A 24345-nucleotide genomic window follows, 5' to 3' on the forward strand; every position below is an offset into this window, starting at 1 on the left:
TCCATCATCTCTTTGATGGTACCGCCAAGCAGATCCTTCAGGGCATCTTGGATGTCATTTGGTTTCTCGATGGTATACTCTTGGAAGAGCTGCTGGATAATAGCCCGCTTCCCATCGGTCATTTCAACCTTGTGAATCTCTTTCCGCTGTTTTGCCATGATAAAAAGTCCTCCTATGATTAGATTGTACCATAGAAGACCTTATGACTTCGAGTGGAAGTTTGTTTACAGAGATTTTTTCATAGGCTCTCCAATGACAATGAACGCCCTATATTTCATCTTAGTCATACCTAAAAACAATGGATTTAAGAATGGTGTTAGCAGCATCATTACAATATATGTGGACATATACCAATATTGATTATATGTAACTGGAAATAACATGTGCACTAATGAGCCAATGGAAAATGGTTCTGTTTTAATCATGAATGCCACAATACCTAATACCACAGAATAGGTCCATACTTCAAACCATAATTTCACTATGCGTTTTGTGTGAAATTCCTTATTAATCAACAAATAACCACTTATCAAAACAAATGCACAATTACCTAATCCGCCTCCCACTCTTCCCATAGCTAAAATAAGCCAGTTAAAACTAAATGGCATTTGTGCCGTAATCGCCACAGCACCATGATCAGAAAAATGAAACATAATAATAAAAAACATACTAAAAACTCTGTAAAGCTCTATCCCCATATTTCTTGTCAAAACAAAGACCTCTTTTGCCGCAATATGGTTTTAGTATAACACATCATTTTCTTTTATTTAATACTTAATCTGCGGTATTACATCAATAGTGGAAGGTTGCACCGTTGCAGATTTACCATATACGCCACTGTTATAGCTTGCATCGAACTGTACTAAGATGGCTTTCTCCTTACTATTATTGCCAGTGATAACGTCAATATCATCCTTGTAACTTATTGACGAATTGATTGTTGCAAGACCTGAATATCCAAAACATCCATCCAGGTTACTTTCCACACCGTCAATGCCAACTAAGCCATTTGCCTTACCCGTTATATTTGGGATCCCGGCTTCCGTATATCCTACGGTTGCTGCACCTTGCCATATCCGTCCAATATGATTCGGTACCGTAAATGTTGTACTGCCGTCCCCAGTTCCGAATTGGTATTTGTTTGGCGATGATGCAGCCAAATTATTAGCTTGTGCCCATGTCCATAATGTTGCATACGTAACACGGCTATACGTTGAACCGTCCAAGGCAAGATAACCGCTTTCCACAATATATTGCTGTTGAATATGTCCTACTGGAGCCGTACTGGATTGCCCAATATACGGCAGATTTTCCCATGCTGTTATGCCGTCTCCTATTTTTATTCTTCCCGCATCAATTTCCACCCCAATTTCACCCTTGGCCAATGTAGGATTAACCGAAGTCCATTGTGCTGCTGTTCCCGTTTTATGCTGCACCACGGAACCGCTAAACGTGTGTTTTGTCAATTAGCTCACCGTCCCGCAGTCAATCACCAATGAATCACCGCTCATAATTACATTCGCTCCATCAGACAGGCCACCAACGGTTTTATTAGCAAAGTTTGTGTTAAAGTTGGCCGTCGCCCTGGCATCCGTGTAATATAAATTGGTGCCTTCGGCCACATTATCCGTAGTAAGAACGACAACACCTGTTTTGCCGTTAACCGACGTAACCACATCCGTGGGAGCTGTCAGCTGCACCCAGTTTGCCAAGGTAGTAGCAGGCAATGCTTTCAGCATAAAACTTCCGGCCCCATCTGTCCGAGCGCATACGTCCCCCACGTCTGCCGATAATGCTAACATGGCCGTTTGGGACGCTGCTGTATAAATTTCATTAATGGCCATCGCAGGAATGACACTTGAATTTAATTTGCCGTTGCTATCCAACAAAGGAACGTTTCCGGCTGCTACACCTACATTTTTTGCGGCTGCTGTCCCGGAATCCGTAATCTTTGATAATGTTAACGAAGGAACATCGGAAGCAGTTATATTGGCACCGGCTGTTACCCTGCCTTTTGCATCGACCGTAAGTTTTGTATATGTGCCTGCCGTAACGCCGCTGGATACCAAAGCAAGCGCAAACGTAACATTCCCAGATCCATCAAAATTATTATTGCCCGCAACATCCCCGCTAAATGTGAGGGTTCGCGCAGTCGTCAGGATATCCGCTTTCGGCACCTCTGCAACGCTCATCGTTCCATCACTACCCACTACTACTTTGCCACTTCCGGCAGCTTGTGATTTCACGCCACCCAGTAAGGAAATGGCTGCTTGTGGCAGCGTATAAATAATAGTTTCTATGCCATCAATTAATAACTGACCATTACTGGCACTGGCTTTTACAATCGTACCGGCATATGCTAAATCCGTCCATGGATTGACACCATCCCCAAATTTAAAATGTGCCGTATCCGATTCCAGTCCTAATTCCCCTTTAGCAAGTGTTGGGTTGATACTAGCCCAGTTTGCTTTCGTTCCATTTTTTAATTGTAATGTGACATCTGTTAATGTCTTACCCATTTGCTGTACCTCCTGTTATTGTATCTATTTCCTGATAGTCGCGTCCCACACAGTAATATTTACTGGCAGCTTCATCCCATCGATACGATGCGTTCTCACTCGTATCAATATAAATCTTTCCCATATCACCACGGTTTGGAAATTCATAAATACTGGAGCATTGTATAATTTTTGTATTATCTACAACACCAGCACTAATCGTACCATTAAGAATACTGCTACCACTCAACGTTCCCACTAAATTACCCATCAGAATGTCACCTCTTCCATGATTCTGAATAACGACGGCTGGATGATAGTATCCGTATATCCATTCGCCATCGTCAATTGCACATCATATACGTAATCGCCATAATCCCAGCTTTCCGTATCCGTTGGAATAAACGAAAACACTCCATCAACCAAATGTTTCTGAGTAAGATAGGCTGTATCAGCTGTCGTCTTTTTTACAGTCAGTACAACAACATCATCGGACTGTGGTGTATATGGATTGCCATCTTTATCGGCAACATCCAGCGGAAGAGGAGCACTATCACCCCTGGTAAGGTACACTTTATTATTTATGACCTTGAACATAGCTATCACCTAATTTCCAATTGCAATATAACGATATGCACCACCCGATGTTCCACCTGTTGACAAAAAGCCAGAATCTGTAAGATTTGCTGCAGCCCATTCAATTGGCCCTACTCCACCATCTGAAATAATAACTTCCATACACTGGTTCGGAAATTGAATTGGAAAATTAATCGTAGTTTTTGCATTGGTTGTAACACCAAATCCCCACTGTAAAATAAATCCACCCAGAACAGTACCAAAATTAATATAACCATTATTGTCAAAACTATATTTCATGCCAAGTGCTTTTAATAAATCAGCTAAACCCGTCCAAGCACCATTTCCCGTGAGTATATTATTTTGTTGTCCCTTAATCGGCTGTGGTACACCGCCCAATGCACCATCCGCTGATGCTGTCGCACCCGTAAATGCAGCAAGCAATGATAAAACCGCTTGCCATGTCCCCGCACCAGTCAGTACACTGTTCTGTTGCCCTTTGGTTGGTTTCGGTACTTCTCCCGCACCACCGTCAGCATTTGCTGTTGCCCCCGTCATAACAGTGGTTAATCCATCTACATATTTTTTTGTCGCAGCGTGCAAATCCGCCGTCGGTGCACCGGATAATATTAACGCTCCGGTCATTGTCCCGCCAGATAGCGGAAGATATCCTTTTTCAATATTATCCGTTATTTCTTTGATCCGCTGGTCATTGGAAAAAAGCTGCTGTAAAAATGCATTTTGCAGCACATATTTTACAGGATCATTTGCCATAAATTGGGGAAATGTGTTCGTTGCAAAGTCAAGCGTATTATCGATCGCATCGGTTGAACGTGCCTCGTTCCCGATTGTTGCCGGGAACAGGCTGCCCCATTTTGTCGCATCATATGCCATTATTATTTAACCCCCTTCTTCAACGCTAGCACTATAGGTATGTGTTCCATCAAATATAATATTGCCGTTCCAGCTATAGCCAAGATAAATGGTGTACCCAAGGTGCGCCGGTTTGTAGATTTCTATCTGCTGCTTCATCTTTACTAAGGCGGCAGCTTCAGCCGAACAATAAATAGAAAAATTGTATTTCGCGTTATCTTCGACAATATAACCACTCCCATACGTATTGACAATTTGTGTCATCGCAGCAACGGTACTCATTCCGGCCCCGCGCATTTTCAGCAGTATTTGATTGCGCCGGTACTCGTCAATTTCATCGGCAGCCGGTGTTAGATCAAATACGCGTTCCCACATGGACAGCCCCCATGTCGCCGTATCCACAAAAAACTGTGCAAAGATATCCTGCAGTTCTGTCCGAACGCGTTCATGTTCTAAACTTGACGCATCCGTTACGGCTTTAAAGTTCCCATCTTTCTGCAGGAATTCCGGCAAATATCGGCTGATATCCACCGTATTTTGCCGCATCCAATCCACATTAAGCAACATTGAGTGTCACCGTCCCTACCACCGGCAATTCGGTATCCGTAACGGGTATATTCACGCTACCGCCATTGATGGTTAATCCACTGTAATCTGTAACCCCTGTTTGGCTTAATAACAACGCTCCTATCTTTGCAATACTGACTGCAGACAAGCTAAAACCATATGTTTTAAAATAACTGGTAAGCGCTGTTGTAAAAGCGGTTGTTACGTCTGTTCCCGTTATCGTTGCCGATATATTAATGGCAAGCGCCGTCGGGGTATCCACCGTAACAGTCGCCCCTATAGGCCGCAATGTTTCAATATAGGCGGCTGTCGTTGCAATTAATGCTGCAGATGCGACCTGGTTATTGCTGTTTAATATCAGCACCTTGACAGTGCCGTTCCCATTCCAGAGCGGAAGGATTTTTGCCTGTCCTACGCCAGCCACCGCTAACGCCCATTCTTCATAATGATATTTATTCCCCGATGTGGACGGTGTGCGGACCTGCAGCAGATATCTGGCGAGTAAAGACGAATCTGTTTCTTCGTCATACCCTTCCGTAGCAGCCGAAGCATTAGTTACCCCGGTAACGCCCGGAATAGAATACGGTATGGACGTAATGGTATTCGCGTCTACATTGCCGGCGGTTCCTGTCGTAGTACACTGGACCGCAACATCAATCGTTCCTGCAGCCGGTATTGTAGCATCAGCCAGTGTGCGGAACTGCAATCCTTCCGCCGTAGCAAATAAACTGCCGGATATAATCTGGCTATTGGCCGTTCCTGTAACGGTTACTGTCGCCGTCGCTGACACCGCCGCTTTCCGCGTCACGCCCATTTCAGATGCCCGCATTGTCAGATAATCGCCCCACGATGTATCGGCAAACGCGGCCTGTATTAGTAAATTCATTTCGTTATATGCAGCGGCAAATTCAATGCTGTTAGCTGAAAGCATGTCCCCGTTAAACGTGCCTTCTATTGCGGATTGTGTATTCTTTGTCGTAGCAAGATCTGTTTTCAGCCGTGCTAATACATCCGACTGTGACTGTTGTTCAAAACTCATACAACCTCCTAACTGCTTGCAACCATACTGCCATACACAGTTGTAAGCGCAATTGTATATGATAAATCGTCTCCATCGATCGTAGCTTCCATAGAATCAATACTGGTAATGTATGGATTAATAAGCAGCGTTTCTTTGATATATCGTTCAATCAGCATGGCATTATACTCACTGTTGGCATAATCGCCAATAAAGGGTTCCAGTTCGATGCCATAGGCATTATCGTAAGCAAGATACCGCCAGCGTTCCGTCCGAAGTGCTTTATAAATCCACACTTGAATTGCTTCATTTTCCACAACAATCTTATGTTTGCCGTTTTCGAACAGAAAACAGTCGTGGTCAAAGTCCCAGGCGAACTCTTGAAATACATCTAATGTATCAGCTGCTGTAACACTGGATCCGGAAACAAATGGATTACTCATATATTTCACCTCTAGCCGTCAAGCCGTACAATTTTATCCAGGATAATATACTGCTGAATGCTGCCATCCTCTGACATCATCGGCATAATCGATACATAATCACCGGCAACCAGTGTATCCGTAAAAATAATCGTATCGGTATAGTCGTTATCGATCGCATGGTGATGCGCTGCATACTCGGCATCACCGCTGCCGCCGGCTGCGTCCTGCGTAGCACTGATAATATGTCCTTTACCCGCCCGTGTGTAACCGACCAGCAGATACTGGCTGATCCACAGTTCCTCTTTTTCCAAAACAATTCCGTTATAACTGACTTGGATATCCGGCGGCGACGCAATGATTTTTCCGACCTGGATGGATGGACTGTTGTTATTTTTACTGACACCTGCCATATCGGATAGCAGTTGACCGTATGGATTTTTGTGTTTCACAATATCACCCCTGGCTGGCTTTAATGATCTTTGTCGGCACTAACCCGCCCATTTCTGTATAATCGTCGCCATGCACCGTTAGGCCCTGCCCATTATTAGCACTGCTACTATTGCCGTAATATCCGCCGTTGCCGTCATAGATCACAACATGGTCATTATCACCATAGACGATCACATCACCTTTTTGTAGATTGCTGGAATCAAAATCCTGCAGCAACCCCTTGTTTTCTGCATCGCTTACCATTTGCGGAACGCCGGCAACCCCGCCATTATATTCCTGCGCCAAAAACGGACTATAATAGCCACCGATTTTACCGACAGCTTCTGCACAGCCATCTGCCCCATTATCCATGGTTTGACCGCCCCAAGCACTCCAACCATCCGCTAATCCCGCATCTACATTTGTATTATCCACACTGCTCACCCCATTTACAGTACTGGTATCAACCAATGAACCTGTTGTCGTTACATTACTAATCGTATTCAAATATTCAATATCAAGCTCCATCATATGCTTGCCGTTTTGGATAGTATGCTTATCACTTTTAATGGTAAACAGGCCCTTCATTTGCTCTTCCTGTATCGTAATTGCATACCCGGCAATGCATTGCACATTGCCAATTCCATTCAAGCTGGATTTATATGCAACTGACTTTAACATGGCCGTAGCTGCCGTTTTGGTGTCCTGCTTTTTATCGACCTTATAGACTTCCTGCAGTTTTCCATAGGCCGTGACATCGGAACTATTGCTGACCGTGCCAATCTGATCGCCGTTGTGGTCCACAATCATAACGGTATTTATCATGTCTTCAATACTTTCGCTGTGCTGCGCATTTTCGATATTCACGCTGTCGGATGCCGTGTAGTTTTCAACTGTTTCCGACTGCTCTACCACGTACAATTTGTCCTGATTAACGTAAAAATTATACTTTTTCTTATTCTGCGCGTATGCCAGGGCAAACGCTTTTTTAAGGATCTCCGTGTAGCTCATGTGATCGGCAATGAAATTCACCGTAACACCGATAGAAACAATACTACCGATCGTTAAGCTATTGTCATTGGCGACCCGCTGAATCACTGCATCTACGGTGATATTTTTGAATTTACGTGTTGTTTTACTCTTCGCCAGATAAATCAGCTTGTCATATGCTGTATATTCAAAGGTAAAATTAGCCGTATTTCGATTCCGGATAAACACGATGCCCCGGAACACCTCGACTGCCGTCGTATTCTGCACGGTGTCGTCCGTAAAGGACATTGTAATCGTATCCCCTACGGCAATATTCTGATTAATAAATCCCGTATCTTTCAAGTTATACGCTATCGAAAAGTCGATTTTGCGTGCTGCCTGCTCTGTATCGCCGGACCACACACAAGAAGTCACGTAACTGGATATATCTGTTGTTTTGCCGCTAGTACGACCTGTCCATGTAAAATTAAACACTGGTCCCGTTCACCTTCAATACACCCGAGCTCTTGGCATAGGTAACAATATCACCTACTTTGATACCTCCGGATTTAGCAAGTACTTTATACGCCGCAAGAATCTTTGAATCGTTTGTTCCCAAGCTGACTGTTTTGCCGACAGCACGCCCCACGACATCACCAATAGAATCCCCCGGATAGACAGTAACGCTCTGTAACACGTTTGATATAGACGATGCATCGGTACGGTCCTTTAATCCGGTTGTGCTGGATATTGTCGTATCGACTGCACCACCGATAAATTTATATTCCGTAAAATCAAGCGTAAAATATACGTCATTCGTGCCGTCATGCTCGCCCCATTTAAACTGATCAATGGATACGGCATAATTGACCGGCGTCCCGGCAATACTGACCCGCGCCGGCTTACCGCTTGTGCGCCAAGCATCAATCGTGCTGACATACGTATATGGATCGCTGGGTGTACATACGCAGAAAGGATAATCCTGCGCCGGGAGAAAGCTTAGAAGCTGCATATGCAGCAAGCCGGTCTTCCCAAGCATATTCAATTCCCCTAAGTTGTTGATATTGATGATTTCATTTCCCTGTTTTACATCCACATCGAACTTAGCAGGTGGAACGGGAAATTGTATGGTATCGCCATTACAGCTTAGGTAAGTTCTTGCGACCGTTGTCGAGTTACTCGCCGTTAAGCTGGACAATAGGCTGCTAAGAAAGCTCATTTACACCGCCCCTTCCGCATTGTTCATCGCATAGGCATGAAGCTTTTCTGCTAATTTCTTGGCGATCCGATCAATGTCGGCATCTTCCCGTAAAACGATAGTATCTGCCAGCTTCGCAATGGTAATACTGGAGCTGCCTTGCGCAGCATCGGCCTTCCCGCGCTGATATTCCTCTTTAAGCGAATTATCATGTGGGATTACTTGTGCTCCCTGCGGCAGGTTAACAACTTCTCCACCAATGTTCTTTTCATTAATAATCGCCGGGCCGCCCTGCCAAAACTCTGTTCCCTGTGCCAGATATGGGATATTCGGCTGATAATGCTTGCCGCCAACAACTGGAACCCAACTGGGGATATCCACTGACACATTATTGATGCCGCTGATCACGGCATTAATTGCTTCTTTGATGCCACTTAATACTGTTTCACAGATAGCCTGTATCTGATCGAAATAGCCTTCAAATATTTCGCATACCCCTTGCCATGCTTGTTCCCAATTACCTGTAAACACTCCAGTAACGAAATCGATAACGCCTTGGAACATTTCAATAATACCGGATATATGCGGGACAATCGCATTCACCGCCCACTCAAACGTATTGACAATGCCGGCCCATGCCGCCGCCATCGCTGCCTTTACCTGATCCCAATGTGTATATAACAAATAACCTGCGGCAATAATCGCCATAATAACCAGTAAAATAGGATTTGCCATTAAAAAGCTGGCGGCCTTACCAATAAGGCCAAACACAGACGTTAACTGTTTCAAATGCTTCCCCAAGAAGTCAATGGCGTCCCCAATATGCTTAATTGCCGGCCCGATAGAGTTTGCCATCCGGACCCAGGTTCCTATCATGGACATAGCACCGCCCATCGCAACAGTAACTGCGCCAAATATGATAACGAACTGAATAATATCTGCGATCACTTTCTTCTGCCCGTCGGATAGCCCGTTATAAGCCGCAACAACGGCTTTGATCATGGTTGCTGACTGCGTAAATACCGGTGCCAAGGCATCACCCACGGTAACCCAGGCATTGGCAAGATCTGTCATGGCCTGCTGTGTTTTTTCCGCCGGTGTCTGCATCTGCGAACACATTTTATCGAGTGTAGATTCGCTGCTGTTATTAATCTGATTCAGCATCCCATTCCATTCCGACACGCCGTCTTTGGATGCCATCATCATCGCCATTTTATAGGAATCTACATTTCGGAAGAGCGCCTTGAATTTGGAATCGTCACCCATTTTAGCATAGATATCCGCGATAACAGGGCCTAATCCTTCTGCCTGCATTCGTGCAGCAGAAACATCAATCCCCATTTGTGCTAACTTTGGCTGTGCCTTCGTGATAGATGTGATCATGTTATCCAATATTCCGCCGGCCTGCGATTCGTCATACCCACGGGACCGCATCATGGCCATTGTTGCCGTTAATTGTGTAAGACTGATGCCGGCTTGCGCCGCTTTCGGTGAAATCGCCGCAATACTGGTCGTAATCTTATCTACATCGCCATGGCAGGCCTTAGCTGCCGTTGCCAACTGATTGTAAGCAGTAGCCTGCTGCTCGGTTGTCAGGCTGTACGCTTTGCCGATTTGCGTACCCAGTTTTGTAGCATCCGCTAAGTCTAATTTCGATACCCGTGCGAATTCAGCAGTACTGCTCATCCAAGTCATAACTTCTGATTCCTTAACGCCTGCCTTTATGGCCTGCTGTGTGGCTTCCGCCACCTTGTCGTTGGCTATTCCGTACGTAGAAGATACCGATAGAATGTTATTTTTCAGCTTTGCTGCTGCTTCATCAGATACATCACCCCATATTTTAGTCTGGTTCACCGCTTCATTGATTTTCATGGAAGCGTTAAACCCTTCCTTAGCTGCAGCAGTCAGTGTCCCAACAACAGCCACATTTTGAAGACTGGCCATAGACTTGCCTACCCGCTGAAAATTTTTAGCAGTACGTTGATTAACCTTATTCATTTCTTCCATTTTGCTAACCATGGAAGATACGTGCGATTTGACGCCATTCATAGCAGCCTTAGAAGAATCCATAGCCGTATTTACAGCCCGCAGGGTAGGCGTGAACTGGTCTATTAATTTTAATGTGGCATCAATTACCTTTGCCATGATCACGCACCTCCATCCGGCGAACTGTTTTCCTTGCTGCGTTGTTGCATTTCATACTTCATAAAGCTGTACACAATCTGTTTTTCACCGATAGGAAGCCAGTACAACTCATGCGGCAGCTTGCCGTGAAACCGCCATGCATAATACAGCAGCTGGCTTTCTCCATCGGTTTCAATTAGTTTTTTATTGCTGTTTCGGTTTCATCAGTATCTGGTTCATATCCAGACAATTCATTGATCTTGCCGTAGATATCTGCGATTTCACCGGATAAGAACAGTTTAGCAACAAGATCCTTCGGCGTAGCCGCACTATAATACCGCAGCAATTCCGGACTTTTCATAGACGGTTCCTTAATCCCGTCAATCAAAGTAAGCGCCTGCAAATTAAACATCTTCAGATCTTTTACATTGCCCTTCCTGCCAAGATCTACACTGTTTTGCTGTATTTCCGTATATCGTTTTGCAGGAATAGCGCATAATTCCATCTCAAATTTCGTTTTAAGCAGCTTTGACAACCGCTTTACCTCATACTTTGCGGTCGGAAGCTCCGTTACTTTTTTAACATCAGCCTGTAATAGCTGATCAATCAATGTCGACATACTCATTCACTCCTTATTCATCCGCTGTATCTAACATATCAAAATCGGTAAATGTAAAGTTGTAACTTTCTTCACCGATCTTTTTTGCTGTCCAGTCGGCTAATGTTAAACTGTCAAATGTGGCGTCTTTTACCACAACACGTTCATTTCCGATCGCATCCGGATCCGACAATTTACTGATAATCGTGCAAACAGTCTGTTTGCCATTCTTGATGTTATCGGCCATTTTATCAATCATATAAGAAGACACGTGGTTCATTTTCAAGCTGCCTTTGCCTTCCCAACCGACAACCTTGAAATGATCTGCCCTGGTTTTGACGATATTCACGGGGACCGTTTTAAGGTTTGCAACAGCTTTAAACTCCGTAACCTGTGCCATGTAATCGCCATCGATCCACAGTTCACCTTCGGTGCCGTTCATAACCTGTTGTGCTTTCATTCCGTCCATATTCTCACCGCCCTTTCCGTTATATTGAAATATTCAACGTAATTGTTTCAATCGCATCCAAAATTTTAATAGCCGCTGCCAAGAACACTTCATCCCGGGTATTGGCTTCCTTAATTGCCTGGTCTTTCATGGCAGCTAATTCCGCTTTCGTATAATCGCCATTGGAAAGCAAATAATCCGTTTGGGAAGCCAAATCGATAGAACAACTATTCTTGCCGGGATCCAGCAGTCCTTCCAATTCCAATTCATCGAAATACCCTTGAATCGCACTAATCAACAAGCATTTGTTATCATAGCTATTTGCATATTTGCCGATATAGGAATCATTCGCTGTATCCTTAATGTCGTCATGGATCATGTCCATGCAGTCTACGAGCTTGATTTTCTTAAAGCTATCATTTTTGCCTTTGATTGTGGTAACAAAGCTGTTGACGCCACGTGCAATCTTATACTTAGTACCGTCAAACATGATGAATAATTCACCATTTCCAATCTTCGTATCCATCTGATCTTTTGTATATTTATCGCAGTCCACAACTTCGGAAAGCGGCGCAAACGTACAGGAAATGGTCATCGGCGTGCCGCAAATAATGCCGGCTATCCGGCTGCAGTATTGCGCGGTCGTATAGGTTTTGTCCGCCGTTACGATTTTGGTGTTCGTAAAATTAACAATACCTTCATTATCCGCAGCACAATTCGGCAACACAGCTTTGACTTTCTTATCTTTTGTCGTCCGAAGTCCTTTAATCCAAGTAGCGATCGTCATAACATCGGTCGCAGTAATATCCGGAATGACCAAATAATCCCAGGTAGCAGATTCCAATGCCAGCAATGTATCTGCGTATCCCGTTACCGTCGTACCCTGCGTATAGACAAGAATATGCTTCGGTGCCGTCTGATACCCCATCAGTGCTAGTTCGATTTGTTCCTGGTTATTAGCTGTCAGTCCTGACGGGATATCGTCTTCCGTATAAATCGTATACGGGTCTAAACCTGTTGCAGAACTGTTCGTAACAGAACTATCAGAAATAGCTCCGGTGCCTGTCGTCGTAAAAGCCGACGGCGTATTGCCACCCCCTGCTGTTTTTTCGGTAACCGTAATGGCATTGGTGTTCGCTGCCGCCGTATACAATGCATTGAGCGTCGTGTTGTCATTAATAGCCGTTGCTATATTGGCGGCAGTCGTTCCCGCATCAGTCCCGACTTCAAAATCGTTGGCATCTTCTTTTGCTGTCATTGCCGTAAAGGTAACTCCGTCAAAAACAATCGTATCGTTTACCGCAAAATTAGTTCCTACAACAACCGTACGAGAACCGGCTACGGCATTTGAAATATTATCCTTCAAAATCATAGCCACAATCCCACGTGTACTTCGTTCTACCGCTGTTGCCGATGTGCTTTTAAACGCAATGGTGATACTTGGTAAGCCTAAGCTCATGTTTCATCATCCCTTCCTAAAAAATAACCGCTTCTCGGCGGGCTAGTATGTATCTTTTATATTCGTATGTAGTTTTTCCATCAAATCATAACCGGCATTACCGGCATACCCGGTACCATCAAGGTATTCTGTGGCAATGCTAATCTGCAGGATGTCCTGATCTTCTCCTATGCGCTCCGAACTTATAGATTTGATGTGCAGATATCGTTCTGTACTGACTTGGATCCCTTTACCGAACAATTTCAGGATTGTATCCTCACAATCCAGGTATGCTAATTGTTTGTTTGATGCTGGATCCGCAAAAAACGTCAGTATAATACTCAACATATTAGAAGTAAAGTTTTTTGTTTCCGGACTACCCGATTTGACGAGCTTTACAAAAAAGCACGGTTGCTTGAACCCCTGCGTAATTTCATCCGTATAATAATGGGTAGCAGGCTTGGGATACGTCGTTTGCAACAGCGCAATCACGGCCGCTAATATATCTTTTTGCATTAGCATCTAATCACCCAACTTTTTACTGATATCTTTGTACAGCTTTTCCATTTCTTCCGGCAGCACTTCCGATTCCATATGCTGCGCTGTCTTTTCCAGAAAATGCTTGCCCTGTACAAATCCAACAACTTTTCCAGACTTTGTTTTCTGCACATGCCCTCGGTCCACTAAATGGAAATGCGGAGAATTAGACCAGATATTCATTTGCAAATCTTCACCGGTATACCCTTGTACTTCGGATTTCCAAGATTTATTCAGCTTTTTCTTCGTATCATGCCCCGAATCCGGTGAAGCTTCTTTTAATTCTTTTTTCATTTTGTTGCCGACACGCCGGAGATGCTTTTCGCAGGTTCCCGGAAATTCATTGGCAACTTCCGTTAACTGCTGTTTAAAATCATCCAGTCCTTCAAAGGAAAACCCATCATCCGACATGAGAAACACCTCGCGTTTTCTGCGTGCAGTAAATTTCCAGTACTTCATGTGCCATGTACGGATCCGTAATCGTTTGAATATCATATTGCTGCTGATGATATTCAATCGTCATACTGTCATCCACATTGGTATGATACCGAATCGTGATTTTAAACGGATTGGCGTCCTTTACCCGCTGCGCTTCATAGTATTCCCGCCCTCTTGCCGGTTCAATACGCGCCCAGGTAGAAAAAATGACAACCGGTTTCTGGCTATCCGCCCCGACCTCGTTGTCAACATCCTGATATCGAATAAATTGTACTTTGCGATCTAACGTGCCCGGATTCATGATGTCGTCACCACCGGATACGACTGGCATAATGCAATATGATGAATCAGGGCCGTAACGCTGTGCGGGAATTCACTCAGGTTACCGGGCTTTGTCGGATTTAGCGTCCGATTACTATACCAATGCGCAACCAAAAGCCGGATGCAGACATTCCAGACGTTATCATCCTTCGCGTATTGTTTCCCTGTCTGATTTTGAATGTACTCTACCGCCGCGTCCATTAATGATTGAATCAGTTCGTCGTCATCGACCATATCATCATCAATTCGAAGATATGTTTTTATCGCATCTACTTCCATTTCATCACCCCCTAAAAGGGAAAGACGGCGTTACCCGCCGCCTTTGCAATCATTATTTACTTGCCGCCGGTTTTTGGAGCAGAACAAGGCTGCTGGTATCAACAACTTTTCCGTCTGCCAGCATGATAGCTTTACGGACAATATCATCTGTCACGTAGTCTTCATACTGGCGAAGCGTTACGTTGAATGCCGTATTCAACACATAATCTTTCATGCGGAAGATAAAGGCAAATGTGGCACCGGCTGCCGCAGAATCGAAAGACGGCAGATAATCACAGATAATCACATCACGACCCAGCAATGTTTTGTTCGTCTTGCCATCAATGCCATAATTGGTACGAGCAATCGGTTGGCCGTTCGTATCAACGATCCCGATATAGTCCATGTAAGTCGCTTTGTTCATAACATACACAGAACCATTTTCATACGCAGACGGCACCAACCCTTCTACAGTTGTCATGATCTTATAATTCAATGCACTTACGGAAACCGGGGTAATAGTTGGCGTTGCCGTCAAGATACCGGTCGGCTGTCCGCTACCGCTGCCACTGATGATTGCCTGTTCCAGTCCAATTACCATGGCTTCGGCAATGTTGTTAGCAATCGCTGCTTCAAATGCGCTTAATGCCATAGCATCCAAATTCAAGCTGACACCAACCGCACAGCGCAGTTTATAGGCACCGAATACGACACTGCCAGTTGTTTTCTTCTGCACCGGCGATGTAGCGCCGTCCGCAACCCATGTGGCCGTAGGCTTCACACTAGACACCGGAATCGATAAGCCGGTGTTATATGCCGTACGAGTAACAAGCGGCAGGATCATGCCGGAAGACAGCAGCTTATCAATGATCGTATTGAGCGTAGTCGTAGGAATAACTGCGCCCGCATCAGATGATGTCGTTACATCACGATATTCCGGTGCCATCTTCCCTGTTTTGACATAATCAAAAAATGCTTTGCGGTATTCGACAGTATCATAGATATCCGCTACCGCTTTACGGGGTTCCTTTTTAGCGTCCGGTTTAGGAACAACATTAGCTGGAATCTTACCAAGATTAATCCCATTTGCAATATCCAAGCGAGTACGGATTTCTGTTTCTTCCTGATTCAGCGTTTCAATTTCGGATTTCAACGTTTCCAAATCAAGCGCGCTGCCATCTGCGTTCTTGCCGGTTTTTAATAGCGAACGAATTTCAATTTTCCTGTCCATAATTTCTTTCAATCGTTTATCCATATTGATTTTCTCCTTTGTAATTTCAAAAAATTTACTATACATACATGCCGGCTGTCCAGCTTTTCTTTTCGTCCGTCCGACCCGAAAAGGGCATTAAAACCTTATAATGTCATGAGATACAAGCGATCCCGCTGTTCCTTGTTTTGTTGTTCCGCTTGCTCTTTCTGTACCAGCTTTTCAGCATCCCGTTTCGCACTAAAATAACTGCGTGCAGATATAGCAGAGCCGTCGTCAACATCAATACTGGTACCGTCATATGCCGGCGTATCCACTGCCGACACATCCCATATTTTCTCAAATTTAAGAATACGGCGGGTACGCGTCTGTGAATCATAGCTGTCATTCGCCACCGTAAAACCAAACGACATTTTATCAATATCGCCACGCTGGATCAGGCCGTATACATCCTTGCCAGCTTGTATCGGTGCTAAGTTGGCTTTTATCAACAGCCCTTTAGTATCCACGTTCAAATCCAGCGTTTTATTCCGGGTCCGGGCAAGTACTAAAAAATCATCGCTGTGGTTATACTTAAAGGGAACGTCTGATAAATCCGCTCCTACAAACGCATCCTTGTCAATAACCTCATAATAATTAATGCCGTCGATGGAACATATTACTGTCGGCTGCTCTAATACAGCAGCATACCCCGTTACTATCATTTGATTGTCTTCCGGCTGATCTGCTACCGCAAGCGGTGCCGATCGATATTCTTTATTATTCATCGTCATCCTCCGTTCCTGTATTGTTAGTACCATTATTTGTATCTGGATCATCTGCATCAGGATCATCCGTATTTGTTATACCGGCTACCCCCTGATAGGTATTTTGTTTTTTGCTATCTACATAATTCAGCGAAACAAACCGTTTATCGCCGTCCGGCAAAGCGTTAAACCCAAAAATTTCCCGGAACTCATTCACGGTAAGGAGCCCTGTCTGCTGCAGCACCTGTGCCATAGCAACTTTCGATTTAAGCGAAGCGTATTCTAACCGGTTTGTCTGGAATATGATCTCGTTCCCATACCCCTGTTCTCGTTCCGTAAATAGTTTTGCGGTAAACTCCTGGCTCATTTGAATTGCTAACGGTTCAATCACGGATTCATAGAACGCAGTCCATTGTTCCTCGTTATAACTGCTGGTGATAATTTCGTTGCTCAGTCCAAAATACCGGTATATGTCTTCCCGGGCAAAGGCCATCTGCGAATGATCCGCTGTCTGGATATCAGAAGTCAGCTGATGATAATCCACCTTCGAATCCACTATGGCAACGCCGGTTCCTTTGTCTGCCGCAGTGAACCGGGAAGTAAAGTCATCCAATGTTTGCTGCTGATCTTCCGGTCTCATTACTCCGTTAGCTTTTAAATACCCACGAAGTTTCGTACAATTCTTCACGGCATTCTCTAACGCCTGTTTGACGGTATTTAAAATATTGAGCGGCGACCGGAGCGCCCGTTCGTTTCCTTCGCCGAATATATCGCCACGGTTGTAATATCGTCGCAGATGGATCAGGTCGGTATAAGGAACGGTAATCTGCCCTGCCTGAAAGAAGTCAAACCGGCAATACAACTGCCCCTGATAATTCCGAACCTCAATACCGCCGTAATCTAACGGGTATATGCCAATGATATTACCGTTACTATCTGTCTTCACATAGGCGAATGCATTATTGTACGCATATAGCTGCGTCACGATCTTATAAATGAAGTCGTATGTCGACATATATTCATTGGGACGTGTCGCCAGCAAACCATCCAAGCTGTCATTGGTCTTGACTACTTTTCCATCCTGGCGGCGAATATGTGACGGCTTTAATTTTGCCGCATTTTTGGCAATCGCATCAATGCAGGTCCGAACAGTAGCATCGTCATAGGTGTTTCCATCAAATGGTGCAAAATAATTGTCAAATCCGTTTAACAGTCGGTATTCTGTTGTCTGTATATCCGGTAAATAATCTTTTTTCCCAAAGATATTGGAAAACATGCTGCGTAAATGAAGCTTCACTATTTCACCACCTCTCAAATGATATTCAAATAGTCTTCCATATTGCGAAGATAGGCTGTAAAACTGTCCAATAATGCTAACGCGGCATCGTCTCTTGTCTTGTTGCTGCGGTTTTTACAAGGCTGATAATTCCCATTGATATCTTGCTTTACCCGTAGGTTCGCAAGGCACCACGCCAGTATCGGATTGTTGTTATATATGACGTTCTTTGCCCGCAGTTCTGCTTTTAGATTCTGTAGCGGAATCGATAATGTTTTCGCGCCCTGGATAACAATTTCCATCGTATGCTCGCCGTAGGTTTCTGTCATTTCCTTGGTAAGATACCCGGCACCGTAGGAATCATATCCGACTTTATATAAATAGATATCGTAGGACCGCTGAATTTCTGCAAACCAGTCAGCTATCATATGGTAATCAATCAAATGCCCGGGGCATATTCGTAACAGCCCGCGTTCTATCCATTTCCGATACGGTACTTTATCCTCGCGTTCCCGTTCGTCCAAAGCATCTTCCGTCATCCAGCTCATTGTAAGTACATAAATGTGAGAATCGTCCGGTATACGAAAAATCACACAGGCACTTGTCAAATCTGTTGTCCGGGATAAGTCAAACCCGCCAATACCATACCGCGGTTTTAGTTCTGCAATACTGAAGGTTGTTGTATTTTTAATATCCTGCCAATCCAAGTAGGACTGACTGCTGGTTTCCGGCACATTGAAATCTTTTGTCAGCAGATCCTTTACATCTTTATGCCCGGCTTTGGCACGGTTTACTTTTTCTGCCAGCTGCTGATAATCTTTGATCGTACCTAATCCCGGGTTTGCCTTTTGCCAGCAGGATGGATTCCGCCATTCTTCCTTATCATCCAATTCATAAATAATCGGCAGGAACCGGTCATCTACATAATCCGTAATTCCGTCATAGCCATTGATCGTATCTTCCGCCTGTTTATATTTCAGGTCATAGATATTCTCCCGGATAAAGCCGGCTGTACTAGCAATGATAATGAGTGGCTGCTGCCGGGCTGTCATGCCATCGGCAACAACATCGTATAAATTTGAATCTTTCCAGGCATGGAGTTCATCAATTAAGGCACAGGAAACATTCAGGCCATCCAATGTGTTGCTGTCTGATGCCAGTGGTTTATAGATGCCGTCATTAATACTGCAGTAGATATCACCCACCCGGCATTTACAATATTTATGGATCTCCGGTGATTTCTTTACCATGCGGACCGCTTCATCCCAGACAACTTTCGCCTGGTCCCGTTTCGTTGCCACACTATATAACTCCGGCGCGCTTTCGCCATCTGCAATCAACATGTACAACGATATCGCGGATTCCAGCGCGCTCTTTCCATTCTTACGGGCAACCAGCAGCAGCACTTCCCGATACTGCCGCAAGCCGGTATCATCCACAAATCCAAAAACAGCAGATATCAACGCTTTCTGCCAAAGTTCCAACTCCATGAGCTGGCCGCCGGTCTTGCCTTTGGATAAATGACAAAAGACCTCAATGAAGGTAATGGCACAATTGGCTTTTTCTTCGTCAAAATGAAAAACACCCGGATGATGTATTGTATCAACCAAGTGCTTGTATACGCGTTTCGTCTTATGGCATACGGTAACTTTCTGGTCCGTAATTTCATGATAGTATTGTTGGATGCAGTCCATGATACTCACTTCTTATGCATTAAAAATTTAGCCAGTTTATCTCCCGTCTGCTGCTGGGTTTGCGGTAGTTGATCCATCAGTAGCTTAATTGTCGCATTGTAATTTTTAATGATGGTGTTGTAGTTCTTGACAGCTGTAGAGTCCTTTTTCCCTGTCTGATTTGCCCCGTTGGTATACGTTTCCTCATACCCTTCAACGTCAATCTGCGCCCGCAATTCTTCCAAACTAACAGCCATCCATGCGGCATTATCGATTAGTTTTTCCACGTTTTTCTTTTTGGGCGGGTCAATATCCCTATATATTTTGCGAAGTTTGTTGGTTTCTTTTTTGACCAACTTCGCTTTTTCTTCGGATTCAAACATGTGCCTCACCACCTTAGTTTTTACTGATTTTACCTGGCTTTATCGATATTTAGAACATTTTGTAAATTTCTATCCGGATTTAGGACCTACACCCCTATGCAAAATGGATTTGTATTAAAAAGTAGGTGGGCTCCGGCCTCGAGAAATGCAGTTACAATCCCTACGCCCGGGGGGTTCCTTTCGTGACTTCGTCGTCCTCGGCACCCACCAGATTACCATATTCATCAAACTCTATTTTTCGTCCTTCTTGCGTGCCGTGAATCTTGTTATGGCACTCCGTGCAAAGGAACATCAGATTATCCCAGTTCAGAGTTATCTCCGGGTTGTGGATATTCTGCGGAGTCAAATGTGTTTTATGATGGACAATATACCCCGGCTTCCCGCATTTTTCACAAAGGTAAAATACAGAAGCTGCATACGCTTTTGAAACCTTACGCCATGCAGACGAATTATAAAACGATTTTGCGAATTCCCGTGCCATGTGAATATGCCTTTCCCGTTAACTACTTGTCAACGTAAATTCCATTTTAAAAAATCAAATGCTATATTATTTCAGTATTTTATTCCGTGTTCGATATGGCACCGGTGTATGATTAATATCTGTTTCGTTCGTTCGCTTCTGCCTATGCCGCTTATTTTCAGATGATATACATTTCCCATTCCGCAAAGTAAGCCGCACATTTGTGCAGAAGCCCCGATGATTGAAACGGCATTTTCGGTTGTCACAATCTGTCATAGAATCACCTGATTCCGGGCATCAAAAAAGCACTCAGGTTAGTGAGTGCTGAACTTTAAATTATTATTTGTGATTTAATTTATCAAAATTTTCATAGTATACATTGACAAAGAAAAATTTGATACATGACCCAAGTAACGACGTTGTATAAAGCAACGAATATACTGTAAGATATAAAATAAAAAACACCAATCCCCAATATATCCATATAAAGATACTACAAAATTTTGTTTCTAACTGATAAAAAGAAAATAAATAAAAAATTCCATCAAAACTAATTTCTCCAATAATTAAAGCACCACAGTAATAAAACGAATAAAGGATACCAACAATAGCATTAATATGTCCTTTTTCATTTATTACTTTTAAAGCCTTATGTGTAATAATCGTCGACATTAATGCCAAACCAGAAAACAAAAAACCAATAATGCCAATATAGGCTGGTATCGTTAATGAAAATAACGTTCTCAACATATCATTCAATATATCTATAGTTAAAGTGCTACTAAAAATAATCGTCAAAATGATTGAAAAAATAATAGAAACTTTACTTTCAGTTCCCCATAATTCACGATATTTTTTTGTTAATTTCATAAAAGATATAAATGAATGATTTTGACAAACATCTTCGATATGTATTACATCGTTCTTGTTCATTTCTCATCTAACCTCTGTCTTATTTCAGAAGATACAATTCCACTGACCCCCGCTCGGCCATATTCAGCTACTTCAATCAATGAATTTCTAGAAGAATCTTTAATATATTTTTTATATGGAGCCGCAGTATCGCTATTTACATTCTTTGGTTCTCCATTACTATCTTTTCCAAAAATTTTTAGATTACCATATCCTTTTGCAACACCATTAATAACTCTCTGAAATAATCCGGCTTTGATGTTTAATCCTTCCTGAGAATATGGTGCAGAAATAATTTGATGAAATTTCGTCCCATTTGTTTCTTTTAATTCCATTGCATTCTTTGCAAATAATTCGTCATACTCGCAGCCATTACTATTGGGCGGAATGAGAGTAATATTAACTTCTGAAATTTTATCCAATACTTTTATTTGAGCTCTTAAATCACCAATATTATTTTTTGCAAAAACGCGAAACATTTGTTCTCCATATATTAAATTAATAAGTTCCTCAAAATAATTTATAAATTTTTGGCGACCAAATTTTTGTGTAGGCACAAAAGCAACTATTTCTGTTTTAAAATCAAAATAAAAAGGAACCGCACGAGAAAGTTGTGATTGTGATAAACTGTCCAAATCGTCCTTAGTTGCATCGTACAATGCAATATCATCTTTAAAGATTACAATTAATCTCCCAATAATGAAGTTTTTATCATTAATTTTGTCAACATTTATAAATTTATATATTTGCTCGTCATTTTCTTTTGTTTGTTTATTATGAATTGTCTCAGCTACATGTTTGTCTTGCCATTCTTTTTCCATCAAACGTAATAATATTTCATCTAATTTCGATGAATCATCATATACTTGATAAATATCCTTATTAACACTAACTTTCGCAAAATACATAGTAGCCATTTTACAGTCATCCCCTAATAATTAATTTGTTTCCAGTATACATTAATTATTAAGGGAAATAAATGAAAAGATAACGTTTTATACCAAAAAGCCAAAAGAAGCACCCATTGCGGCATGGATGCTTCTTTCGTTATACGGGGTAAAAATAATGTTGCTGTCCGTCTAGCGGCTCTCGACATCATTTCACGATATCATTATACCACACAAAAATATGACATTATATGACATCTTTCAAATTCTGCAAAGCAGCACCGTGAACACGTAATGTATGCCTCCAACTATAATGCATCCCCACTGCAATTTCTTCCCAGCTCATACAGTTAATATACCGGTCGTACAAAATAGTTTGCTGATCGGCATCCTCCACTGTAGCAATCAACTTCTTGCCCTGTTCACGTAATCCAATCAGACGATCCCATTCGTCGTTCACGCGTTCCTCGTACGTTTCCAACCGAATATATGCATCGGATAAATCGGACTGTTTCGTACCGGTTACCCGTTCGTTCAGCTTGGCTCCTTTAAGATTTAACATATCGGCCCGGATCTGATCGCGTTCTCGTTCCACAGCACGCAATAATTTTTCCTGCCGTCGGATTTGATTCAAAAATTCTTTAGCTGTCATGTATTCATTCCCCTTCGGTTCCATTCTTTTTCCAATTTATCAAGGTATGCTCTTATCGGATACATCATGCCCAAATTCTCATAATAATTTACTCCTAAGGTTGCTCCACATTCCGTACATCTAATGGCATATGTTTCTTCTCTCTCATATCTGGCACCTATGATTTCTGCTTTTCCTCCGCAAAATGGGCACGGTTTTAAACCGTCCATTATTATTCACCCAGCTTTCCTTGTACCAAATGATCCATACTCAATTTTTTAAGAAGTATAAGCAGCGATTTTTCATATTTCTGTAAAGGCTGCTTTTCCTGATCATATTCCTGTTGGCTCGACCAACCGTTATCACCGATTACAGGACGTATGGCATATCCGTAATCTTTGCTATGTTCTAATGTGCATCCTGTTCCACGTAAGAAACACAAACATCCAGCAAACTCATCATCCTGTAACGCTGCTTCCATCATGAGCTGTACCCACAATTCATGATCCGACGGATGTATCTTTTCGTAATTATCTGGGTATGTCTCGATGGGCCAACTTTCCGGAAGGCGTGCTTTTTCGACTAACCGGACAATATCTACAACAAGACTTTTTACTTTGGGTTCCCGCTTTAATAATTGACTATCAGGCTGTTTCATTGCGGCAAGTACTTCTTCAAATGCAGATTGTGCCCGATTCATCATGCTATTGGTCATAATGTTTCTCATCCCAATCATGACCGGCGGCATTCCAGGTATATACTGAAATCAATATGCCGGAATAGTTTTTACTGTCTACCCACATTTTTTCATATACAGACTGTGCCACTTGACTATCATCTTTCCAATACCCGCATTCCGTCATGGTATCCAATACCAGTTTACTTAGATTGTCACAATCCGGCTTAGTAGTTTTCCATCCCCACGGCCCAAATGTAAGCTTTTTCCTGTCTGCTGTAAAATACTCATATCCGATTTTGACTTTCACCGGGCCCTCGAATGGTGTTTCTGGAACGTGTTTGCACAAATACGCTTGGAACAATTGCCGTACATCATTGACGTCCTGTTTAGTATAGACATATGGTTTTCCGTTCTTCCGTTTCCGGATTCCTTTTTGCTGTGCCGTAGCAGATGGAATTTTCAAAAGCGGTATCCAAATTTTTATCATCGTTTCGCTCCTTTCGGATTTTCATTTTTTATACAGTCGGGCCATAGTCCCCGTTGCGGAAAAAACAGGGAATCAGGGACAAGGGGGGATGTCAATCCCCCTTGTTCCCCCTGTTCTTTTTCGTAGGGGGACATAGTGCTGGACATCTGTATATATATAGGCAGATGTCCAGCACTTGTTCATTTCTGGACATCTGCGGTATTTACTGGTGTTCCGAGCGATATTGAGAATTTTTTATTTTTTTAGCAACACTTATTATCTCGTTAACCATCACACGCGTTGCAGA

Annotated in this window: 32 protein-coding genes; all 32 read right to left on the bottom strand. The window is 43.1% G+C overall.

The window, feature by feature from the left end; genetic code table 11:
• Positions 1 to 224 precede the first annotated feature (224 nt).
• Positions 225 to 710 (bottom strand): acyltransferase family protein, encoded by a 486-nt coding sequence (locus tag AB840_RS09940; protein ID WP_048514690.1) that lies wholly within the window; start codon positions 708 to 710, stop codon positions 225 to 227.
• Positions 711 to 767: 57 nt separating this feature from the next.
• Positions 768 to 1466, bottom strand: coding sequence for a hyaluronate lyase N-terminal domain-containing protein (locus AB840_RS09945; protein ID WP_048514691.1), 699 nt, complete (start codon positions 1464 to 1466; stop codon positions 768 to 770).
• The gene (locus AB840_RS09950; RefSeq protein WP_048514692.1) at positions 1467 to 2519 is read right to left on the bottom strand and encodes a hyaluronate lyase N-terminal domain-containing protein; all 1053 of its coding nucleotides are present in this window, start codon (positions 2517 to 2519) and stop codon (positions 1467 to 1469) included. It lies immediately after the preceding gene.
• A complete protein-coding gene (locus tag AB840_RS09955; protein ID WP_048514693.1) occupies positions 2512 to 2769 on the bottom strand; it encodes a hypothetical protein in 258 nt (85 codons plus the stop codon). The genes AB840_RS09950 and AB840_RS09955 overlap by 8 nt, the downstream gene beginning before the upstream one ends.
• Entirely contained in the window at positions 2769 to 3095 is a 327-nt protein-coding gene (locus AB840_RS09960; RefSeq protein WP_048514694.1) for a hypothetical protein, read from the bottom strand. The genes AB840_RS09955 and AB840_RS09960 overlap by 1 nt, the downstream gene beginning before the upstream one ends.
• A 9-nt stretch (positions 3096 to 3104) precedes the next feature.
• Positions 3105 to 3968: a gp53-like domain-containing protein gene (locus AB840_RS09965; RefSeq protein WP_048514695.1), complete on the bottom strand. Its 864-nt coding sequence runs from the start codon at positions 3966 to 3968 to the stop codon at positions 3105 to 3107.
• 6 nt (positions 3969 to 3974) lie between these two features.
• On the bottom strand, positions 3975 to 4514 hold the full coding sequence (locus AB840_RS09970) for a putative phage tail protein (RefSeq protein WP_078791762.1): 540 nt from the start codon (positions 4512 to 4514) through the stop codon (positions 3975 to 3977).
• Positions 4504 to 5553: a baseplate J/gp47 family protein gene (locus tag AB840_RS09975; RefSeq protein ID WP_048514696.1), complete on the bottom strand. Its 1050-nt coding sequence runs from the start codon at positions 5551 to 5553 to the stop codon at positions 4504 to 4506. The genes AB840_RS09970 and AB840_RS09975 overlap by 11 nt, the downstream gene beginning before the upstream one ends.
• 8 nt (positions 5554 to 5561) lie before the next feature.
• Positions 5562 to 5975: a DUF2634 domain-containing protein gene (locus AB840_RS09980; RefSeq protein WP_048514697.1), complete on the bottom strand. Its 414-nt coding sequence runs from the start codon at positions 5973 to 5975 to the stop codon at positions 5562 to 5564.
• A gap of 11 nt (positions 5976 to 5986) precedes the next feature.
• A complete protein-coding gene (locus AB840_RS09985) occupies positions 5987 to 6406 on the bottom strand; it encodes a DUF2577 domain-containing protein (RefSeq protein WP_234984905.1) in 420 nt (139 codons plus the stop codon).
• A 4-nt stretch (positions 6407 to 6410) separates the two neighbouring features.
• Positions 6411 to 7850 (bottom strand): XkdQ/YqbQ family protein, encoded by a 1440-nt coding sequence (locus tag AB840_RS09990; protein WP_048514698.1) that lies wholly within the window; start codon positions 7848 to 7850, stop codon positions 6411 to 6413.
• Positions 7843 to 8574 carry a hypothetical protein gene (locus tag AB840_RS09995; RefSeq protein WP_152669414.1) on the bottom strand — a complete coding sequence of 244 codons (732 nt, stop codon included), beginning with the start codon at positions 8572 to 8574 and terminating at the stop codon, positions 7843 to 7845. Before AB840_RS09995 ends, AB840_RS09990 begins: the two co-directional genes overlap by 8 nt.
• Positions 8575 to 10698 (bottom strand): phage tail tape measure protein, encoded by a 2124-nt coding sequence (locus AB840_RS10000; protein WP_048514700.1) that lies wholly within the window; start codon positions 10696 to 10698, stop codon positions 8575 to 8577. It abuts the gene before it with no gap.
• A gap of 175 nt (positions 10699 to 10873) precedes the next feature.
• A complete protein-coding gene (locus tag AB840_RS10005; RefSeq protein ID WP_048514701.1) occupies positions 10874 to 11296 on the bottom strand; it encodes a phage tail assembly chaperone in 423 nt (140 codons plus the stop codon).
• Between the two features lie 13 nt (positions 11297 to 11309).
• Positions 11310 to 11744 carry a phage tail tube protein gene (locus tag AB840_RS10010; protein WP_048514702.1) on the bottom strand — a complete coding sequence of 145 codons (435 nt, stop codon included), beginning with the start codon at positions 11742 to 11744 and terminating at the stop codon, positions 11310 to 11312.
• 19 nt (positions 11745 to 11763) lie between these two features.
• Positions 11764 to 13182: a phage tail sheath subtilisin-like domain-containing protein gene (locus AB840_RS10015; protein WP_053078162.1), complete on the bottom strand. Its 1419-nt coding sequence runs from the start codon at positions 13180 to 13182 to the stop codon at positions 11764 to 11766.
• Between the two features lie 42 nt (positions 13183 to 13224).
• Entirely contained in the window at positions 13225 to 13677 is a 453-nt protein-coding gene (locus AB840_RS10020) for a phage tail terminator family protein (RefSeq protein WP_048514703.1), read from the bottom strand.
• Between the two features lie 6 nt (positions 13678 to 13683).
• Positions 13684 to 14109, bottom strand: coding sequence for an HK97 gp10 family phage protein (locus AB840_RS10025; RefSeq protein ID WP_048514704.1), 426 nt, complete (start codon positions 14107 to 14109; stop codon positions 13684 to 13686).
• Positions 14099 to 14437 (bottom strand): phage head closure protein, encoded by a 339-nt coding sequence (locus AB840_RS10030; RefSeq protein WP_048514705.1) that lies wholly within the window; start codon positions 14435 to 14437, stop codon positions 14099 to 14101. Before AB840_RS10030 ends, AB840_RS10025 begins: the two co-directional genes overlap by 11 nt.
• Positions 14434 to 14736 (bottom strand): head-tail connector protein, encoded by a 303-nt coding sequence (locus tag AB840_RS10035; protein WP_048514706.1) that lies wholly within the window; start codon positions 14734 to 14736, stop codon positions 14434 to 14436. The genes AB840_RS10030 and AB840_RS10035 overlap by 4 nt, the downstream gene beginning before the upstream one ends.
• Positions 14737 to 14788: 52 nt before the next feature.
• On the bottom strand, positions 14789 to 15970 hold the full coding sequence (locus AB840_RS10040) for a phage major capsid protein (protein ID WP_048514707.1): 1182 nt from the start codon (positions 15968 to 15970) through the stop codon (positions 14789 to 14791).
• A 101-nt stretch (positions 15971 to 16071) separates the two neighbouring features.
• On the bottom strand, positions 16072 to 16692 hold the full coding sequence (locus AB840_RS10045; protein ID WP_200809969.1) for an HK97 family phage prohead protease: 621 nt from the start codon (positions 16690 to 16692) through the stop codon (positions 16072 to 16074).
• Complete coding sequence (locus AB840_RS10050) at positions 16685 to 17968, bottom strand: phage portal protein (RefSeq protein WP_048514709.1); 1284 nt, start codon at positions 17966 to 17968, stop codon at positions 16685 to 16687. Before AB840_RS10050 ends, AB840_RS10045 begins: the two co-directional genes overlap by 8 nt.
• Before the next feature lie 14 nt (positions 17969 to 17982).
• Entirely contained in the window at positions 17983 to 19641 is a 1659-nt protein-coding gene (locus AB840_RS10055) for a terminase large subunit (RefSeq protein WP_048514710.1), read from the bottom strand.
• Between the two features lie 5 nt (positions 19642 to 19646).
• Positions 19647 to 20003, bottom strand: a complete 357-nt coding sequence (locus tag AB840_RS10060; protein ID WP_048514711.1) for a hypothetical protein — start codon at positions 20001 to 20003, stop codon at positions 19647 to 19649.
• Positions 20004 to 20163: 160 nt separating this feature from the next.
• Positions 20164 to 20484 (bottom strand): HNH endonuclease, encoded by a 321-nt coding sequence (locus tag AB840_RS10065; protein WP_048514712.1) that lies wholly within the window; start codon positions 20482 to 20484, stop codon positions 20164 to 20166.
• Between the two features lie 318 nt (positions 20485 to 20802).
• Positions 20803 to 21396, bottom strand: a complete 594-nt coding sequence (locus AB840_RS10070) for a hypothetical protein (RefSeq protein ID WP_048514713.1) — start codon at positions 21394 to 21396, stop codon at positions 20803 to 20805.
• The gene (locus AB840_RS10075) at positions 21393 to 22292 is read right to left on the bottom strand and encodes a hypothetical protein (RefSeq protein WP_048514714.1); all 900 of its coding nucleotides are present in this window, start codon (positions 22290 to 22292) and stop codon (positions 21393 to 21395) included. The genes AB840_RS10070 and AB840_RS10075 overlap by 4 nt, the downstream gene beginning before the upstream one ends.
• A gap of 217 nt (positions 22293 to 22509) precedes the next feature.
• A complete protein-coding gene (locus tag AB840_RS10080; RefSeq protein ID WP_048514715.1) occupies positions 22510 to 22914 on the bottom strand; it encodes a DUF1492 domain-containing protein in 405 nt (134 codons plus the stop codon).
• The gene (locus tag AB840_RS10085) at positions 22911 to 23123 is read right to left on the bottom strand and encodes a Lar family restriction alleviation protein (protein ID WP_048514716.1); all 213 of its coding nucleotides are present in this window, start codon (positions 23121 to 23123) and stop codon (positions 22911 to 22913) included. The genes AB840_RS10080 and AB840_RS10085 overlap by 4 nt, the downstream gene beginning before the upstream one ends.
• Before the next feature lie 2 nt (positions 23124 to 23125).
• A complete protein-coding gene (locus AB840_RS10090; protein ID WP_143745081.1) occupies positions 23126 to 23608 on the bottom strand; it encodes a hypothetical protein in 483 nt (160 codons plus the stop codon).
• The gene (locus AB840_RS10095) at positions 23598 to 24059 is read right to left on the bottom strand and encodes a RusA family crossover junction endodeoxyribonuclease (RefSeq protein ID WP_048514717.1); all 462 of its coding nucleotides are present in this window, start codon (positions 24057 to 24059) and stop codon (positions 23598 to 23600) included. The genes AB840_RS10090 and AB840_RS10095 overlap by 11 nt, the downstream gene beginning before the upstream one ends.
• Positions 24060 to 24345 lie beyond the last annotated feature (286 nt).

Source organism: Megasphaera cerevisiae DSM 20462, assembly GCF_001045675.1.
In the GTDB taxonomy this organism is placed as follows: Bacteria; Bacillota; Negativicutes; order Veillonellales; family Megasphaeraceae; genus Megasphaera; species Megasphaera cerevisiae.

Coding starts and splice junctions, on each gene's coding strand:
- AB840_RS10005 (WP_048514701.1), bottom strand. CDS start 11,296: ATGTCGACATTGATTGATCAGCTATTACAGGCTGATGTTAAAAAAGTA.
- AB840_RS10025 (WP_048514704.1), bottom strand. CDS start 14,109: ATGTCGGATGATGGGTTTTCCTTTGAAGGACTGGATGATTTTAAACAG.
- AB840_RS10080 (WP_048514715.1), bottom strand. CDS start 22,914: ATGACAGCTAAAGAATTTTTGAATCAAATCCGACGGCAGGAAAAATTA.
- AB840_RS09995 (WP_152669414.1), bottom strand. CDS start 8,574: ATGAGCTTTCTTAGCAGCCTATTGTCCAGCTTAACGGCGAGTAACTCG.
- AB840_RS10095 (WP_048514717.1), bottom strand. CDS start 24,059: ATGATAAAAATTTGGATACCGCTTTTGAAAATTCCATCTGCTACGGCA.
- AB840_RS10055 (WP_048514710.1), bottom strand. CDS start 19,641: ATGGACTGCATCCAACAATACTATCATGAAATTACGGACCAGAAAGTT.
- AB840_RS10000 (WP_048514700.1), bottom strand. CDS start 10,698: ATGGCAAAGGTAATTGATGCCACATTAAAATTAATAGACCAGTTCACG.
- AB840_RS09975 (WP_048514696.1), bottom strand. CDS start 5,553: ATGAGTTTTGAACAACAGTCACAGTCGGATGTATTAGCACGGCTGAAA.
- AB840_RS10045 (WP_200809969.1), bottom strand. CDS start 16,692: ATGAATAATAAAGAATATCGATCGGCACCGCTTGCGGTAGCAGATCAG.
- AB840_RS09980 (WP_048514697.1), bottom strand. CDS start 5,975: ATGAGTAATCCATTTGTTTCCGGATCCAGTGTTACAGCAGCTGATACA.
- AB840_RS09965 (WP_048514695.1), bottom strand. CDS start 3,968: ATGGCATATGATGCGACAAAATGGGGCAGCCTGTTCCCGGCAACAATC.
- AB840_RS10070 (WP_048514713.1), bottom strand. CDS start 21,396: ATGAACAAGAACGATGTAATACATATCGAAGATGTTTGTCAAAATCAT.
- AB840_RS10040 (WP_048514707.1), bottom strand. CDS start 15,970: ATGGATAAACGATTGAAAGAAATTATGGACAGGAAAATTGAAATTCGT.
- AB840_RS10010 (WP_048514702.1), bottom strand. CDS start 11,744: ATGGACGGAATGAAAGCACAACAGGTTATGAACGGCACCGAAGGTGAA.
- AB840_RS09960 (WP_048514694.1), bottom strand. CDS start 3,095: ATGTTCAAGGTCATAAATAATAAAGTGTACCTTACCAGGGGTGATAGT.
- AB840_RS10020 (WP_048514703.1), bottom strand. CDS start 13,677: ATGCAAAAAGATATATTAGCGGCCGTGATTGCGCTGTTGCAAACGACG.
- AB840_RS09955 (WP_048514693.1), bottom strand. CDS start 2,769: ATGGGTAATTTAGTGGGAACGTTGAGTGGTAGCAGTATTCTTAATGGT.
- AB840_RS10085 (WP_048514716.1), bottom strand. CDS start 23,123: ATGGACGGTTTAAAACCGTGCCCATTTTGCGGAGGAAAAGCAGAAATC.
- AB840_RS10030 (WP_048514705.1), bottom strand. CDS start 14,437: ATGAATCCGGGCACGTTAGATCGCAAAGTACAATTTATTCGATATCAG.
- AB840_RS10075 (WP_048514714.1), bottom strand. CDS start 22,292: ATGGCTACTATGTATTTTGCGAAAGTTAGTGTTAATAAGGATATTTAT.
- AB840_RS10035 (WP_048514706.1), bottom strand. CDS start 14,736: ATGGAAGTAGATGCGATAAAAACATATCTTCGAATTGATGATGATATG.
- AB840_RS10015 (WP_053078162.1), bottom strand. CDS start 13,182: ATGAGCTTAGGCTTACCAAGTATCACCATTGCGTTTAAAAGCACATCG.
- AB840_RS10090 (WP_143745081.1), bottom strand. CDS start 23,608: ATGACCAATAGCATGATGAATCGGGCACAATCTGCATTTGAAGAAGTA.
- AB840_RS09950 (WP_048514692.1), bottom strand. CDS start 2,519: ATGGGTAAGACATTAACAGATGTCACATTACAATTAAAAAATGGAACG.
- AB840_RS10065 (WP_048514712.1), bottom strand. CDS start 20,484: ATGGCACGGGAATTCGCAAAATCGTTTTATAATTCGTCTGCATGGCGT.
- AB840_RS09970 (WP_078791762.1), bottom strand. CDS start 4,514: ATGTTGCTTAATGTGGATTGGATGCGGCAAAATACGGTGGATATCAGC.
- AB840_RS10060 (WP_048514711.1), bottom strand. CDS start 20,003: ATGTTTGAATCCGAAGAAAAAGCGAAGTTGGTCAAAAAAGAAACCAAC.